The following is a 16,090-nucleotide window of genomic DNA, read 5'->3' on the forward strand; positions in this document are numbered from 1 at the left end:
CAGTGTGCGTCGGGTCAACCACGAGCTTCCCGACGTCGTTCGACGGCGAGGCGAGTGAGCAGAATCGCCGCGTAGGCGGTGAACGCCCACAACAGCATTCGATCCGGAACCAACAGCGCCGCCACCACCGCGCAACCGATCCCGCTCAGCGCCGGCAGGCGTTCGGGTCGGTCCCGATAGGCGTCGATCGCCAGTACGACGAACAGCGCCGTGAGCGCAAACTCGAGCCCCTGCACCCGCTCGATGGGCAGCGCGGTACCGACGGCTGCTCCCACCGTGGCCCCCGTTACCCATGCCACCTGAAAGATGAACTGCATCAACAGGATCGAGCGTGAACTCCAGCTGCGGGGTTCAGTGGCGGTGACCGCATAGGCTTCATCGGTCAGCGCATAGGTGCTGTACGCCTTGGCGAGGGCGCCGTCGACCCGATCGAGCGGAAACGACAACGCATAGAACACGTGGCGCAGATTGACGATGAAGGTGGTCGCTGCCACCAGCCCGAGGGGAGCCGCCGCGGTGGCGAGACCTACCAGCAGGAACTCCAGCGAGCCGGCATAGACGACCGCCGTGAACACCGTTGCCCACCACCACGCGAGCCCCGCGTGGACGACGACCAATCCGAATGCCAAACCGAGGGAGAACAATCCGAGGCCGACGGGCACCACGACTGCGGGCACTCGGCGGCCTCGCTCCACGACGAGTAAGCCTAGACGCCGATGATCCTCACCACTGCGAGAGCTGGCACCACGGGCTGTAGGGATTGTCCTGCTGGACGGCGACCTGACCGTCGACGGCGATCTCGCAGTGCGCGCCCGGCGCACCGACGGTCCCACGGGTGGTGCTGCTGACCGTCAGGATCGCCCACTGGGGATCATCCAGCGTGGTGCTGAACGTCCAGGGCTGACCCGGCGCCAGGGACACCCGGTCCCGCTTCGCGAAGGCGTAGGCATCGGCGTTGTAAGCCGCCTTGTTCGGCGGTTGAGCCGTCAGGTAGAAGAGCTCGAAGTCGTACGGCGCGTTGGTCGTCACCGTGTAGGTGACCTGGTGTCCAGCTGGCGTCGGCGGCGCGGTCGGCTCCGCGGTCGCCGTCGCCTGGCCAGCCAGCCCTGCGGCTGCCACCAGTGACACGACCCCGAAGGCCGCACCGATCTTGCTCGTAGCGTTTCGCATGATCGTCACATCGCCGCACGGTACCGGATCGTTACATTGCGCCCCACCCGTCGCGCCCCCCACCCCTCGCGCCCCCACCCCTCGCGCCCCCACCCCTCGCGCGAGAGTGCGTGTCTGCGGCCGACACGCCGTTGCCTTTCGGGAGTTCGCGCACGCTCGCGCTGTCTCTATAGCTCGAGAAGCACGGTCACGGGGCCGTCGTTGACGAGTTCGACGGCCATGTCAGCGCCGAACACCCCCGTCTCGACACGGGCGCCGAGGTGGCGCAACGCCTCGCCGAAGGCCGTCACCAGCGGTTCGGCGACGCTCCGTGGCGCGGCAGCGTTCCACGACGGCCGTCTGCCCTTCACCGTGTTGGCGTAGAGCGTGAACTGACTGACGACCAGCACCGGGGCACCCACGTCAGCGGCCGACCGCTCGTCGTCGAGGATCCTCAGCTGCCAGAGTTTCTCGGCCATTCGGCGGACGGTGTCCTCGTCGTCGTCGTGAGTCACGCCGACGAGCGCCAGAAGACCCTGGCCATCGGGACGGATCTCGCCGACCACCGCACCGTCCACCACCACCCGGGCCGACGTCACCCGTTGCACAAGAACCCGCACGCCCGCAGATGTTGCCACGTCCCCGGCAACCGTGAGCGTGCGCTGAGTGCTAGATCGCAGCGGCGTGTTGCGTGCAGACGCGCACGCTCGCGCGTGGGGGCTAAGCGAGGCGGGCGAGGACGTCGGCCACCACGGCATCGACGGCGACGTCGACCTGTTCCCCCGTCCCGAGGTCCTTCACACCGACGGTGCCCGCCTCGACCTCGCCGTCACCGGCAACCAGGGCGAACCGCGCGCCGGACCGATCGGCCCCACGCATGGCGCCCTTGAGCCCACGATCCCCGTAGGCGAGGTCGACCCGAATCCCGGCCGCGCGTAGTGCGCCGGCCAGCTTCGCCAACCCCAACTTGGCCGCGCCACCGAGCGGGACGCAGTAGACCTCGACGCGGGAGGTCTCCCCGGCCGTCTTGCCCTCGGCCGCCAGCGCCAACACTGTGCGGTCGACGCCGAGCCCGAACCCAATACCCGAAAGATTTTGTCCACCAAGTTGTTTCATCAGTCCGTCGTATCGGCCACCGCCGCCGATGCCCGATTGCGCGCCGAGTCCGTCGTGGACGAACTCGAAGGTGGTCTTGGTGTAGTAGTCCAACCCGCGCACCATGCGCGGGTTGATCACGTACGGCACCCCGAGCGCATCCAGGTGGGTCAACACGGTGTCGAAGTGCTGCTTGGCCGCATCCGAGAGATGGTCCAGCATCAGCGGTGCGGCGGCCGTCATCTCGCGCACGTGCGGGCGCTTGTCGTCGAGCACGCGCAGCGGGTTGATCTCCGCGCGACGGCGGGTGTCCTCGTCGAGGTCCAGACCGAAGAGGAACTCCTGCAACAACTCCCGATACTGCGGGCGGCAGGTGTCGTCACCGAGTGAGGTGATCTCCAAGCGGAAGCCGGTCAAGCCCAGCGAGCGGAAACCCGCGTCGGCAATGGCGATCACCTCGGCGTCCAACGCGGGATCGTCCACCCCGATCGCCTCGACGCCGACCTGCTGCAGCTGACGGTACCGGCCGGCCTGCGGACGCTCGTAGCGGAAGAACGGACCCGAGTAGCGCAGCTTTACCGGCAGCTGCCCGCGGTCCAGACCGTGTTCGATGACCGCCCGCATGACGCCGGCGGTGCCCTCCGGCCGCAGCGTCACCGACCGGTCGCCGCGATCGGCGAAGGTGTACATCTCCTTGCTGACGACGTCGGTCGACTCGCCGACGCCGCGCGCGAACAACGCCGTGTCCTCGAAGATCGGCAGTTCGACATGGCCATAGCCGGCGCGGGAGGCCGCATCCAGCAGCCCCTCGCGGACCGCGACGAACTGCGCGGACTCCGGCGGCAGATAATCCGGGACGCCCTTGGGCGCCTGAAAGTCACTCACACGCTGCACATTTCAATCACAGTCCTTCGAGAAACGGGTTGGTGCGACGCTCCGCACCGATCGTGGACTTCGGGCCATGACCAGGTAGTACCACGGTGGCGTCGTCGAGCACCAACAGCTTCGAGACGATCGAGGTGAGGAGGTCGCGCCCGCTTCCGCCCCACAGGTCGGTGCGGCCGATGGACTGCTTGAACAAGGTGTCGCCGGTGAACGCCAGCTCCGACGGACCCTGCGTCACCCGGAACACCACCGACCCCCGGGTATGCCCTGGCGTGTGGTCGACGGTCACGGTCATGCCGCCCAACTCGATCTTGTCGCCGTCCCGGTCCAACTCGACCACCTGGCGGGGTTCGCGAAACATCGTGGACAACGCGAGCTGCGCTAGCCGCGGCCCGTAATTCTTGATCGGATCGGTGAGCATCACCCGGTCCTCGGGGTGGATGAACGCCGGGCACCCGTAGGTGTCGGCGACCTTCTGCGCCGACCAGACGTGGTCGATGTGGCCGTGGGTCAGGAGGACGGCGGCCGGAGTGAGCCGGTTCTCGTCGAGGATCCGGCGCAGCTGCGCCATCGCGCGCTGGCCCGGATCGACGACGATGGCGTCGGCGCCCTGCCCGGGAGCCAACACGTAGCAGTTGCACTGCAACATGCCGGCCGGAAACCCCGTGATGATCACGTCGACCAGTTTCCCATCCACGCCGCGCGTGGGTCGCGGCACCTCATCTCAGCCATTACTGGCACACTCGGTGCCGATCGACGAAAACGAGGAGGACCACGCGGTGCCGACCAACGAACAACGGCGAGAGACAGCCAAGCGCAAACTGGAACGCCAGCTCGAACGCCGGGCCGCTCAGGAGCGCAGACGTCGTCTCTTCACCATCATCGGTTCCGTGGCGGGTGTGCTGCTGGTCATCGGGGCCGTCGTCGCCACCGTGATCCTCACTAGCAAGAGTCCGGACAACAACGCGTCCGCCGACACCGACACCCCCACCTCGACGACCGACGCGGCCCCGACCCCTCCACCGCCAGGCGGCGCCGGCCTGCCACCCTTCGTCGCCCCCGCCGGCCTCGGTGCCGACTGCCAGTACCCGGCCGCCCCGGGTGAACCCGCCAGCAAGAAGAACAACCCACCCCGCACGGGCAAGGTGCCGACCGATCCCGCCCAGATCAGCGCCAGCATGACCACGTCACAGGGCAACATCGGGCTGCAGCTCGACAACGCCAAGGCGCCGTGCACGGTCAACAGCTTCGCCAGCCTGGCACAGCAGGGCTACTTCAACGACACCCCCTGCCACCGCCTGACGACGTCGCCGGGCCTGTCGGTGCTGCAGTGCGGCGACCCGACCGGCCAGGGCACCGGCGGACCGGGCTACGGCTTCGTCAACGAGTACCCGAGCAACCAGTACCAGCCCGACGACCCAGCACTCCAGTCGCCCGTGGTGTACCCGCGCGGCACGCTGGCGATGGCGAACACCGGCGCGCCCGGCTCCAACGGCAGCCAGTTCTTCCTGGTGTTCAAGGATTCGCAGCTGCCACCGAACTACACCGCGTTCGGCACGATCGATGCGACGGGTCTGGCGACCCTGGACAAGATCGCAGCGGGCGGGGTCGTTCCCGGTGACCGCGGACCGGACGACGGAGCCCCCAAGACGCCCGTCCAGATCAAGTCGCTCCAGCTGGACTGACGTCGGACCGGCGCGCACTCCGTGACCATTCCGCCTCCGCCCTACGGGGAGTATCCGGATCCGCCCACCGATCCCGGGGTCGGACCGCCGGGCTACTACGGCTATCCGGGCTACCCGCCGTACCCGCCGCCCCCGCCCGCGCGCACCAATGGTCTGGCAGTCGCGTCGCTGGTGTGTGCGTTCCTGTTCTTCCCGCTCGGCATCGTGTTTGGCCACGTGTCGCTGTCGCAGATCAAGCGAACCCGCGAGGGTGGTCACGGACTGGCCGTCGCCGGTCTGGTGATCAGCTACGTGGCCGCCGTGCTGACGGTCATCGCCGTGGTCGCCACCGTCGTCTTCGCCGCGGCCATCGTCCGCATCGCCGAGGACTTGCCGGGGCGCTATCCCACGACGGGCACACCCGGCGCCCCGGGCTCGCCGCTGCCCGCGCCGCCGCTGCCACCGTTCAAACCGTCGGCCACACTGGGCGCCAACTGCCAGTATCCCGCCACGACCGAGAAGGCCAGCAAACCCGTCAACCCGCCCCGCACGGGCCGCGTCCCGACCACGCCGGCGATCGTCGACGCCACGGTCGTCACCAACGAGGGCGCGATCGGCCTGCGCCTCGACAACGGCCAGTCACCCTGCACGGTCAACAACTTCGTCAGCCTGGCCCAGCAGGGGTTCTTCGACGACACCCCATGCCACCGGTTGACCACGTCCACGACGCTCGGGGTGCTGCAATGCGGCGACCCCACGGGTGAGGGCACCGGCGGACCCGGTTACCGATTCCCCAACGAGTATCCGACCAACCAGTACCGCCTCGCCGACCCGGCACTCCAGACGCCGGTGACCTATCCCAGGGGCACGCTGGCGATGGCGAACGTGGGCCAAGGAACGAATGGAAGCCAGTTCTTCGTGGTCTACGCCGATTCGCAGCTGCCGCCGACGTACGCGGTCTTCGGCACCGTCGACGAGACGGGCCTGGCGGTCGTCGACCGGATCGCCGCCGGCGGGGTCGAGGACGGCAGCGAGGACGGGCAGCCGGCGTCCCCCATCACGATCACGTCGGTCCGGCTCGACTAGGAGCCCACGCGCGCCGTCGCCTCCCGGTTCGCACTGTCGACGATCGAATCCAAGAGCCCCGGTACGGCGGCGTCGACCTCGTCGGCCCGCAACCGCTGGTGGGTCTGCCCGTCGATCACCAGGCGCTCGGTAATGCCGGCTTCTCGCAGGGTCTTGAAGTGGTGTGTGGCCGTGGACTTGTTGATCCCGTCGTACAGCTGGGCGCACGCCATGGGTACACCGGTATTGCGAAGCCGCCGAACCATTTCCAGGCGGACGGGGTCGGCCAAGGCGACCAGCAGCTGCTGTACGCCGGCGACCGGGCCCGTCGGGAACGTACCCTCGTCGGATCCCGGCGTCATCGCGGTCGTGTTCTGCGTCACGACCGGTTTGATGCTCATCTAACCGAGCGTACTCTCGGACGAGGTTCGACGACGGTCGAACCGGACAGTGCGAGGAGGGTCGTGACAGCGATCGCAGCCGACCGGCTGATCGGCGAAACCCAGCGCGGGGCCTACACGCTGTTGCTGGTTCTGAGCGGAGTTGCACTGGGCGTATCGGGCCTCCCCGCACCGCTCTACGGAATGTACGAGGAGCAGTGGAACCTGTCCCCGCTGGCCACGACGGTGGTCTTCGCCGTCTACGCCGTGGCGGCCCTCGGCGCGGTGCTGGTGTCCGGCAAGATCTCCGACGTCGTCGGACGCAAACCGGTTCTGCTCGGCGCGCTGGTGGCGATGATCGTCGGACTCGGCGTGTTCCTGATCGCCGACAGCATGGCGATGCTGGTGGTTGCCCGCATGATTCACGGCGCCGCCGTCGGTTCGATCGTCGTGGCGGGCGCTGCGGCGCTTCTCGACCTGCGTCCCCACCACGGCGTGCGGTCGGGCCAGCTCAGCGGCGTGAGCTTCAACATCGGGATGACCGTCGCGATCATCGGCTCGGCGTTGCTGGCGCAGTACGCGCCGCACCCGATGCGCACGCCGTATGCGATCGTCGCCGTCATCTGCGTCCTCCTCGGCATCGGCCTGGTCGCCCTTCGCGAGCCACACGTGTCGCGCACCCGCGGACCGATCCGCATCGCCAAGCCTGCCGTTCCCGCCGCGATCCGCGGTGACTTCTGGTTCGCCGCGCTCGGCGTGACCGCGTCGTGGTCGGTGCTCGGCGTGCTGCTGTCGCTCTACCCGTCGCTGGCCGCCCAGCAGACGCACGTCCACAACCTGGTGTTCGGCGGCGCCGTCGTGGGGACGACGGCGTTCTCGGCCGCGATGGCCCAACTGTTCTCGACGCGGGTGCCTGCGCGGCGCTCGGCCATCGTCGGCGATGTCGGCATGGCACTGGCCCTGGTGCTCACGGTGCCGGTATTGGCAACGCACAGTTGGCCTTTGGTGCTCGTCGCCGCCGCGGTACTCGGCGCGGCGTTCGGCTTGGGATTCGGCGGGTCACTGCGCCACCTGTCACACGTCGTCCCCTCGGACCGGCGTGGTGAGACGATGTCGGCCTTCTACCTGATCGCGTACACCGCCATGGCCGTGCCCACCATCATCGCCGGCTGGGCCGCCACGCGCTGGCCGCTGGGGTCGGTCTTCCCGTGGTTCGCCTACGCGGTGGCGGTCGCCTGCTTGATCGCGGCCGGCGTCGGCGCGATCACCACCCGCGCCAAATCCGCCTGATCCCCCGCCGCGAGCGTGCGCAGAATGCGAATTCTGCGCGGCGTGTCGCCCGCAGACACGCACGCTCGCGCAGGGGCACGGGGACTACGCCGCGGACGTCACCCGGTAGACGTCGTACACGCCTTCGACATTGCGCACGACGTTGAGCACATGGCCCAGATGCTTGGGGTCACCCATCTCGAAGGTGAACCGGCTGATCGCCACGCGATCGTTGGACGTCGCCACCGATGCGGACAGGATGTTGACCTTCTCGTCGGCCAGCACGCGCGTGACGTCGGACAGCAGTCGGTGCCGATCGAGCGCCTCGACCTGAATGGCGACGAGGAAGACCGACGACGGGGACGGCGCCCACTTGACGTCGATGATGCGCTCCGACTGCTCTTGCAGCGACGTCGCATTGGTGCAGTCGGTGCGGTGCACGCTGACCCCACCGCCACGCGTGACGAAGCCCATGATGTTGTCCCCGGGCACCGGCGTGCAGCACTTGGCCAGTTTGGTCAGCACACCCGGCGCACCGGGTACCGCGACCCCGACGTCGTCACTGGTGCGCTGGCGCACCGGCATGGTCGCGGGTGTCGACCGCTCGGCGATCTCGTTCTCGGCCTCGTCGTCCCCGCCGAGCTGGGCGACCAACCGTTGCACGACGTGACGCGCCGAGACGTGACCCTCACCGATCGCGGTGTACAGCGACGACACGTCGACGTAGCGCAGCTCGCGCGCCAACGCGGCCATCGACTCGCCATTCATCACGCGCTGCAACGGAAGTCCGCCACGGCGGACCTCGCGGGCGATCGAGTCCTTACCCGACTCGAGGGCTTCCTCGCGTCGTTCCTTGGCGAACCACTGCCGGATCTTGGCCTTGGCCCGCGGCGACACCACGAAGGTCTGCCAGTCCCGTGACGGCCCGGCATTCAACGCCTTCGAGGTGAAGACCTCGACCACTTCGCCGTTCTCGAGTTTGCGTTCCAGCGCCACCAGTCGGCCGTTGACGCGAGCCCCGATGCAACGGTGGCCGACCTCGGTGTGCACGGCATAGGCGAAGTCCACCGGGCACGAACCCGTCGGCAGCGTGATGACGTCACCCTTGGGCGTGAAGACGAAGATCTCCTGCACGGCGAGGTCGTAGCGCAGCGACTCGAGGAACTCGCCGGGGTCCGCCGCTTCCCGCTGCCAGTCGAGGAGCTGCCGCATCCACGCCATGTCGTCGATCTCGGCGGCGGCGTTGTTTGCCGGAACACCGTTGCGGCCCTTGGCTTCCTTGTACCGCCAGTGCGCAGCGATGCCGTACTCGGCGGTGCGGTGCATGTCGCTGGTGCGGATCTGCACTTCCAGCGGCTTGCCCTCCGGACCGACGACGGTCGTGTGCAGTGACTGGTAAACCCCGTATCGCGGCTGGGCGATGTAGTCCTTGAACCGGCCCGCCATCGGCTGCCACAGCGAGTGCACCGCGCCGACGGCGGCGTAGCAGTCCCTGATCTCGTCGCACAGGATGCGCACGCCGACCAGGTCGTGGATCTCGTCGAAGTCGCGGCCCTTGACGATCATCTTCTGGTAGATCGACCAGTAGTGCTTGGGCCTACCCTCGACGGTCGCATTGATCTTCGACGACGTGACGGTGTTGGCGATCTCGGTGCGCACCTTGGCCAGGTAGGTGTCCCGCGACGGCGCGCGGTCGGCCACCAGCCGGACGATCTCCTCGTACTTCTTCGGATGGAGGATGGCGAACGACAAGTCTTCCAGCTCCCACTTGACCGTCGCCATGCCCAGCCGATGGGCAAGGGGGGCAATGACTTCCAGCGTCTCGCGGGCCTTGCGCGCCTGCTTCTCCGGGGGCAGGAAGCGCATCGTGCGCATGTTGTGCAACCGGTCGGCGACCTTGATGACCAGCACCCGGGGATCGCGCGCCATCGCGATGATCATCTTGCGGATCGTCTCGCCCTCGGCGGCGTTGCCCAGCACGACCTTGTCGAGCTTGGTGACACCGTCCACCAGGTGGCCGACCTCGACGCCGAAGTCCGCGGTGAGCGCCTCCAACGTGTAGCCGGTGTCCTCCACCGTGTCGTGCAGGAGCGCGGCGACGAGCGTCGTGGTGTCCATGCCGAGCTCGGCGAGGATGTTGGCCACCGCCAGCGGATGGGTGATGTAAGGGTCACCGGACCGGCGCAGCTGGTCGGCGTGGCGCAGCTCGGCCACCTCGTAGGCACGCTGCAGGATGGCGAGGTCGGCCTTCGGATAGACCTCCCGGTGGACCGCCACCAACGGTTCGAGGACGGGGTTCACCGCACTGCGCTGAGACGTCATCCGCCGCGCGAGCCGGGCCCGCACCCGCCTGGATGCGCTGGACGGGGTCTTGGTGTTCTCAGGAGCCACCGCGTCGGGGGTGATCACCGGCATCGGCTGCGTCTGCGTCAACGCCTGATCATCCGCCACCCGTGCTCACCTCCTGACCCGCCTGCGCACACTCAGGTTGAGGATATCCCTCAGACGACGTACAAGCTGGTGACCGCCAAGTCCGACACCTTCGACCGCCCGTTCAAAGCGGCCAACTCCAGCACGACCGCGGTGGCCGCGACCCTCGCACCGCCGGTCCTGAGCAATTTGGCCGCCGCCGCCAACGTTCCACCGGTGGCCAGCACGTCGTCGATCAGCAGAACGCTCAACCCGCGGAGGTCCATTCCGTCGGCCGGAATCTCCAGCGTCGCCGTGCCGTACTCGAGCGAATAAGTCTCACCGTGCACGGGGGGCGGCAGCTTGCCGCCCTTGCGCACGGCCAGCACACCCGTGCCGAGCCGTGTCGCCACCGCTGCCCCCAGCAGGAAGCCGCGTGCGTCGATACCCGCCACGAGGTCGACGTCCTCGGCCACGGACGCCAGGGCATCGGTCACGACGGCGAGCCCGCGCGAATCGGCGAGCACCGGGGTGAGGTCCTTGAACTGGACGCCGGGCTCGGGGAAGTCCGGCACCTCGCGCATCAGCGAACGGATGACCGCCGCCACGTCTACCAGACCCGGGTCACTGCTCTCCCGCCCACCGCTCATCGGTTCAGCGCCCATCGGTCCATGTTCCATCCTGCCCCCCAGCGCGTCGGATTGCTGCTCACCGCAGTCATCTTCGTCGACACCAGCAGAGTGCGCTGCTGGCGGTAGAGCGGAAGGGTGGGCATGTCGACCCACAGTACGGGTGCGCCCTCACCCAACAACCGGGCCAGCTCCTTCGGGTCTGCCGTGACCGCCAGCGCTCCGATCACACCGTCGACCTGTTCGTTGGCGTAGCCCGACAGATTGTTCCCGTTGCCGCTGAACAGGTCGTAGGCGTCCATCGCGGACGATCCCGTCGAGCCACTGCCCGCCGCCCCTCCCGTGCTTGCCAGGAGTGCGTCGATCTGATTGTCGCGCAACGTCTGCGGGCCGACGGCGTCTGACGACGCGTCCTGAACCGTGATGCCCGCCGGCTCGCAGGCCCGGGCGATCGCGCCCACGGTCGCGGCCAGGCGTGGGTTCGGGCTCTGGTAGCCGATGCGGACGGTCAGCGGACTTCCTCCGAGGGCGTCGCGCGCCGCCACGGGGTTCGACGCGCTGAACTGGCCGCCCTCGGTGACGCTCTCGGCGGCCGTGATCGAGTCCTCGGCAGTGGGGTTCAGCCGGCTGTTCGCGATCGGCGTCCCCGCGTTGCGCGCGATCTGATCCCGGGGCGTGCAGAGCGCCACGGCCCGTCGCGCCGCCGGATTCAGCAGCGGTCCGCCGGGCGCGAAGATCAGCTGCTCGATGCCGGCCGACGGGCTGTCGGACTGGGCGTATCCGTCGGGAAGGGTCAGGGTGCCCGCCGAGCCCGCCGCGACGTCGACGACGTCGTACTCGCCGGCGTTCACGCGGTCCTGAACGTCGGCGCCGCGCGGCCACACCGTGATCTGGCCGGTCACTGGTTTCGGGCCCCACCACTTGTCGTTCGCGACCAACACGACCGTGCCGTCCTCGCCGACCGAGCTCAGTTTGTACGGGCCCGACGACGGAAACCTCTTCAGATCCAGGTCCGGCGTCAGATTCCACGTAGAGTTCCACAGCTGCGCGATACGGGCGATCGTCGGGAGATCCCGCGCCTGCAGAGCCGTGGTGACCGCCCCGTCGCCGGCACCGAGTTCATCGGCGATCACGTGCGACGGCATCAGCGTCGTCGCGGCGAACAACTGACCGAAGTCGACGAAGCCGCGATCCTGGGCGAACGTCACGCGGGCCTTCTTCTGCCCCGGTGCGCAGTCGACGCCGGCCACGTCGCCGTAGCCCGCCCGGCTGGCCGCGTCGAAACCGAGGAACCGGCCCGACTGCGCGGCCCACGCGAGCACCATGTCGTCACAGGTGACCGGCTTGCCGTCCGAATACACGGCGGCATCGCTGATCTGATAGTCCAGCACCAGCGGCGCGCGGCCGACCACGGCGATGGTGCCGAAGTCGCGGTCGCCGACGACCTGTCCCTCGGGGCCGTGGTAGTTGAACCCCGTCAACACCCTGGCGAAGGCCTGTGGACCGGCTGAGGCCGCGCCCACCACGGTGTTGGTGTTGTAGGTGACCAGCGTTCCGTCGATGGCGTAGTGGATTTCGTCTGCAGGTCCACTCGCGCACGCCGACAGGCCGAGAACACCAACGAGAGAGATCACTGCCGCGAGGCTGGCGAACCGCCGGGGTCGGGCAATCATCAAGGCTTACCGCCTGGTGTTCCGCTTACCCGACGGCCTACCGGTGGGACGGACCGGCCTCGCGCCTGGCGCCGGCTTGTCGGGGGCCGGGGTAGCCGCGACCGACACCGTCTCGCGCGCGGCGACCGTCTCGTCCACCGAGTCGATCGCGGTGTCCGAGGCCTTCGCCGACGAAGCCTTGCGCCGGTTGTTGACGCGACGGGTGTGGTTGCGCACCAGGTCGGTGCGTTCCCGCATGGCGACCAGCAAGGGTGTGGCGAAGAAGATCGACGAGTACGTGCCGACGATCACGCCGACGAGCTGGACCAGGGCCAGATCCTGCAACGTGCCCACCCCGAGCAGCCACACGGCGACCACGATCAGCGCGATGATCGGCAGCACCGAGATCAGGCTGGTGTTGATCGATCGCATGAACGTCTGGTTGATCGCCAGGTTGGCCTGTTCGGCGAACGTCCTGCGGGTGGTGTGCTCGAACCCGTGGACGTTCTCCTCGACCTTGTCGAACACGATGACGGTGTCGTAGAGCGAGAAGCCCAGAATCGTCAGCAGACCGATCACCGTGGCAGGGGTGACCTCGAACCCGACGAGCGAGTAGACACCCGCGGTCGTCACCAGATCGAAGACCAGCGCGGCCAGTGCCGCCGCGGCCATGTACCGCTCGTACCGGATGGCGATGTACGCCGACACCAGGACCAGGAAGACCACCAGCGCGATGAGCGCCTTCTTGGTGATCTGACCACCCCACGTCTCCGACACCGCCGAATCGCTGACCGCCGCCTTGCTCGGCTGACCGTCGGCACCCTTGGGCTGGAAGGTGTCGAACAACGCCGTCCGCAGCTTCTCGGTGTCGGGATTGCTCAACGTCTCGGCACGGATCTGGATGGTCGCCGAGCCGCCGTTGCCGACCTGGACCACCGATTCGGGGGCCCTGCCGAGCGTCTGGGAGAACACGTCCTCCACCTGCTGGGTGGTCACTTGACCCTGTACACCCGACGCGGGCAGGGACACCTTGGTGCCGCCCTCGAAGTCGATGCCAAAGGTGAAGCCGCGCAACAGGATACTGGCCAATGCGATCAGCATGATGGCCCCGCTGACGCCGAACCACAGCTTGCGCCTGCCGACGACGTCGAAGGCACCGGTACCCGTGTAGAGCCGGACGAAGAAGCCGTGCCGTGGGGCCTCGGCGCTCGAGGCGCCCAGCTCCGCGGCTGCCGACGTGTCGTCGAGCTCGACCGCGTCGCTGCCGCCGGTCACGTCGGTGACCTGCGTGGTGTCGACGTCCTCGGACTCGTGCTTGGCCATGGCCCTACCTCCCTACCGCTGACGACGCGGCGGCTCGGCGTTCGCGGGCGATCTGCTGCACCGCACCGAGCCCGTTGAATGCCGGCTTGGACAACAGCGCCGACTTGGACGACAGGTACACCAGCGGCCACGTCACCAGGAACACGACGACGACGTCGAGGACGGTGGTCAGACCCAAGGTGAACGCAAAGCCCTTCACCTGGCCGATGGCCAGGACGTAGAGCACCGCGGCGGCCAGGAAGCTGACCGCGTTTCCGGACAGAATCGTCTTTCGGGCCCTGGCCCAGCCTCGCGGCACGGCCGACCGGAACGAGCGTCCCTCGCGGATCTCGTCCTTGATGCGTTCGAAGAACACCACGAACGAGTCGGCGGTGGTGCCGATGCCGATGATCAGACCCGCGATGCCCGCCAGGTCGAGCGTGTAGCCGATGTACCTGCCGAGCAGCACCAGGATGGCGTAGACCATCGCGCCGGAGGCCACCAGCGACAACGCCGTCAGCAGGCCGAGCACGCGGTAGTACAGCAGTGAGTACAGCAGCACCAGCGCCAAACCGATCGCGCCGGCGATGAGCCCGGCTCGAAGCGACGTCAAACCCAGTGTGGCCGAGACCGTTTCGGCCTCTGAGGACTCGAATGACAGCGGCAGCGAGCCGTACTTCAGGACGTTGGCGAGCTCACGGCCCGAGTCCTGGGTGAAGTTACCGGTGATCTGCGTGCGACCGCCGGGGATGGCCTCGTTGATCTGCGGGGCGCTGACCACCTGCGAGTCGAGGGTGAACGCGGTCTGCGTGCCGACGTTGGCAGCGGTGTAGTTCGCCCAGATGTCGGCGCCCTCACTCTTGAACTGCAGGTCGACGACGTACTCACCGCGCTGCTGGTCCAGACCCGAGGACGCGCTCTCGATCTGTTCACCGCTGATGATCGACTTGTCGAGCAGATACACCTGCTGGTGATCCTGAGAGCAGGTCACCAGCGGGAGGTTCGGGTCGTCGTTGCCGGCGAGCACGTCCTCGTCGTTGCAACGGGTCGCCTGGAACTGCAAGGCAAGCAATTGGATCTGCTGATCGTCGCTCTGCCGCAGGGCCTTCTCGTCGGAGATGCGTTGCGCCAGATCGGCCCGCGGATTGGGCGGTGCGGGTGCCTGGGACGTAGGCGCCTGTCCCGGTGCGGGCGATGGTGCGGGCGACGGTGCGGGCCCGGGGGTCGGAGCAGGTTCCTCGGGGTACGGCCGCGGCTGGGGAGCCGGTGCGGGGGCCTCGGGAGCCGGCACCGGTTGACCGGCGTTGGGCGGCGAGATCGGCGCATCGGGCTCAGCGGGTGAGATGAGCGGCGGCAGGCCAGGCAGCCCGGGTGGCGCACCCGGTACTCCGGGAGGTGCACCCGGGGCTCCTGGCACACCGCCAGCGGGCGCTTGACCGGCAGGCGGTTGCGCGCCCGCCGCTGGGATCGCATGGATCACCGGGCGGATGTAGAGCCGCGCCGTCTGCCCCAGGTTGCGAGCCTCGCTGCCGTCGTTGCCGGGCACGGTGATGACGAGGTTGTCGCCGTCGACGACGACCTCCGAGCCGGACACCCCGAGGCCGTCGACGCGGGAACTGATGATCTCCTGCGCCTGGGCCAGGGATTCACGCGTCGGAGGCGATCCGTCCGGGGTGCGGGCGGTCAGGGTGACCCGCGTACCGCCCTGCAGGTCGATGCCCAGCTTGGGCTTGAGCTGCTTGTCTCCGGTCAGGAACACCAGCAGGTAGACCCCGATGAGCAAAACCAGAAAAAGCGTCAGGTAGCGGTAGGGATGCACCGGCGCCGAAGGCGATGCCACGTTCTTGGTTCTCCTCAGATTGGTACGTCAACCCGCAAAGAGTACGTGGTTGCGCTGTGTGCTCAGCCGTCAGTCTTTGGTGAGTCGATCCGGGTCGGACCGCACCTCGGTCCCGGCGGTCGGCCGGTCGAGTTCCTGCGCCGTCGAACCCTCGATGGCGTCATCGTCGTCGTCCTCGTACTCGTCGTCCTCGAACTCGTCGTCGTCGTCGTCGTCGGCGACCGTCTTCTCCTTGATGGCCAACTTCAACATCGTCACGACGACACCAGGAGCGATCTCGATGTCGACCTTGGAGTCCGTGACGTCGGTGATGGTGCCGAAGAGCCCCGCGGTGGTCATGACCTCGTCGCCGACGACCAGCGAGTCGTGCAGGTTGATCGTGGCCTGCATGGCCTTCTTCTGGCGTCGCGACGCGAAGAACATGAACGCGCCCATGACGACGAGCAGTGGTACGAAGATGGCGAGATCCATGTCAGCTCCGACTTTCGTATAGGTGTTTCGGTCATGGCTCCCCGGCACGGATGCGGTCACACGGGGGCCTCGTCTGCCGACCAGTGTGCCATCACCGCGACGCGCCGCCGACCGGCCCTAGCGTGAAGCCGCCACCTCCGACGACCCGAACTGGCTGGTCGCGCCCCTATAGCACCGGGTTCAGCCGTTCGCCAAGTCGGCGTCAGCGGCTCGGCGCGACCGAATGCGTCGGAGAAGTCGCCCCGTAGCGTCGCGATCCACCGTCAGATCCGCCCGTACC

General features: G+C 68.0%; 15 protein-coding genes. 3 read left to right on the forward strand and 12 right to left on the reverse strand.

Annotated elements, in window-relative coordinates; translation table 11 throughout:
- Window positions 1–14: 14 nt before the first annotated feature.
- From QUE68_RS16505 to QUE68_RS16525, 5 genes are all read right to left on the reverse strand, one after another.
- Window positions 15–677, reverse strand: a complete 663-nt coding sequence (locus tag QUE68_RS16505; RefSeq protein WP_286274148.1) for an AzlC family ABC transporter permease — start codon at window positions 675–677, stop codon at window positions 15–17.
- A 46-nt stretch (window positions 678–723) separates the two neighbouring features.
- Window positions 724–1,170 (reverse strand): hypothetical protein, encoded by a 447-nt coding sequence (locus QUE68_RS16510; RefSeq protein ID WP_284236215.1) that lies wholly within the window; start codon window positions 1,168–1,170, stop codon window positions 724–726.
- Between the two features lie 167 nt (window positions 1,171–1,337).
- Window positions 1,338–1,769, reverse strand: a complete 432-nt coding sequence (dtd, locus tag QUE68_RS16515; RefSeq protein WP_284236214.1) for a D-aminoacyl-tRNA deacylase — start codon at window positions 1,767–1,769, stop codon at window positions 1,338–1,340.
- 100 nt (window positions 1,770–1,869) lie between these two features.
- A complete protein-coding gene (hisS, locus tag QUE68_RS16520; protein WP_454786502.1) occupies window positions 1,870–3,129 on the reverse strand; it encodes a histidine--tRNA ligase in 1,260 nt (419 codons plus the stop codon).
- Between the two features lie 16 nt (window positions 3,130–3,145).
- Window positions 3,146–3,805: an MBL fold metallo-hydrolase gene (locus tag QUE68_RS16525; RefSeq protein WP_284227182.1), complete on the reverse strand. Its 660-nt coding sequence runs from the start codon at window positions 3,803–3,805 to the stop codon at window positions 3,146–3,148.
- A 103-nt stretch (window positions 3,806–3,908) separates the two neighbouring features.
- Here QUE68_RS16525 and QUE68_RS16530 point away from each other — a divergent pair, with 103 nt between their 5' ends.
- Window positions 3,909–4,814 (forward strand): peptidylprolyl isomerase, encoded by a 906-nt coding sequence (locus tag QUE68_RS16530; RefSeq protein ID WP_284230993.1) that lies wholly within the window; start codon window positions 3,909–3,911, stop codon window positions 4,812–4,814.
- Between the two features lie 21 nt (window positions 4,815–4,835).
- On the forward strand, window positions 4,836–5,879 hold the full coding sequence (locus tag QUE68_RS16535; RefSeq protein WP_284235782.1) for a peptidylprolyl isomerase: 1,044 nt from the start codon (window positions 4,836–4,838) through the stop codon (window positions 5,877–5,879).
- Here the strand turns inward: QUE68_RS16535 and QUE68_RS16540 are convergent.
- Window positions 5,876–6,220, reverse strand: coding sequence for an ArsR/SmtB family transcription factor (locus QUE68_RS16540; RefSeq protein WP_284230994.1), 345 nt, complete (start codon window positions 6,218–6,220; stop codon window positions 5,876–5,878). The two genes, QUE68_RS16535 and QUE68_RS16540, sit on opposite strands and share 4 nt — an antisense overlap.
- A 102-nt stretch (window positions 6,221–6,322) precedes the next feature.
- Here QUE68_RS16540 and QUE68_RS16545 point away from each other — a divergent pair, with 102 nt between their 5' ends.
- Complete coding sequence (locus QUE68_RS16545) at window positions 6,323–7,528, forward strand: MFS transporter (protein WP_284227184.1); 1,206 nt, start codon at window positions 6,323–6,325, stop codon at window positions 7,526–7,528.
- An 84-nt stretch (window positions 7,529–7,612) separates the two neighbouring features.
- Here QUE68_RS16545 and QUE68_RS16550 read toward each other — a convergent pair whose 3' ends face one another.
- From QUE68_RS16550 to yajC, 6 genes are all read right to left on the reverse strand, one after another.
- Entirely contained in the window at window positions 7,613–9,922 is a 2,310-nt protein-coding gene (locus QUE68_RS16550; protein ID WP_284230996.1) for a RelA/SpoT family protein, read from the reverse strand.
- 86 nt (window positions 9,923–10,008) lie between these two features.
- Window positions 10,009–10,566, reverse strand: a complete 558-nt coding sequence (locus tag QUE68_RS16555; RefSeq protein ID WP_454786371.1) for an adenine phosphoribosyltransferase — start codon at window positions 10,564–10,566, stop codon at window positions 10,009–10,011.
- On the reverse strand, window positions 10,563–12,218 hold the full coding sequence (locus QUE68_RS16560) for an ABC transporter substrate-binding protein (RefSeq protein ID WP_286274149.1): 1,656 nt from the start codon (window positions 12,216–12,218) through the stop codon (window positions 10,563–10,565). The genes QUE68_RS16555 and QUE68_RS16560 overlap by 4 nt, the downstream gene beginning before the upstream one ends.
- Before the next feature lie 6 nt (window positions 12,219–12,224).
- Window positions 12,225–13,520 (reverse strand): protein translocase subunit SecF, encoded by a 1,296-nt coding sequence (gene secF / locus QUE68_RS16565; RefSeq protein ID WP_284235781.1) that lies wholly within the window; start codon window positions 13,518–13,520, stop codon window positions 12,225–12,227.
- 4 nt (window positions 13,521–13,524) lie between these two features.
- Window positions 13,525–15,339, reverse strand: a complete 1,815-nt coding sequence (gene secD / locus QUE68_RS16570; RefSeq protein WP_284235780.1) for a protein translocase subunit SecD — start codon at window positions 15,337–15,339, stop codon at window positions 13,525–13,527.
- 69 nt (window positions 15,340–15,408) lie between these two features.
- Complete coding sequence (gene yajC, locus QUE68_RS16575; RefSeq protein ID WP_284235779.1) at window positions 15,409–15,810, reverse strand: preprotein translocase subunit YajC; 402 nt, start codon at window positions 15,808–15,810, stop codon at window positions 15,409–15,411.
- Window positions 15,811–16,090: the final 280 nt, after the last annotated feature.

The organism is Mycolicibacterium sp. TUM20985 (genome assembly GCF_030295745.1).
Taxonomy (GTDB): Bacteria; Actinomycetota; Actinomycetes; order Mycobacteriales; family Mycobacteriaceae; genus Mycobacterium.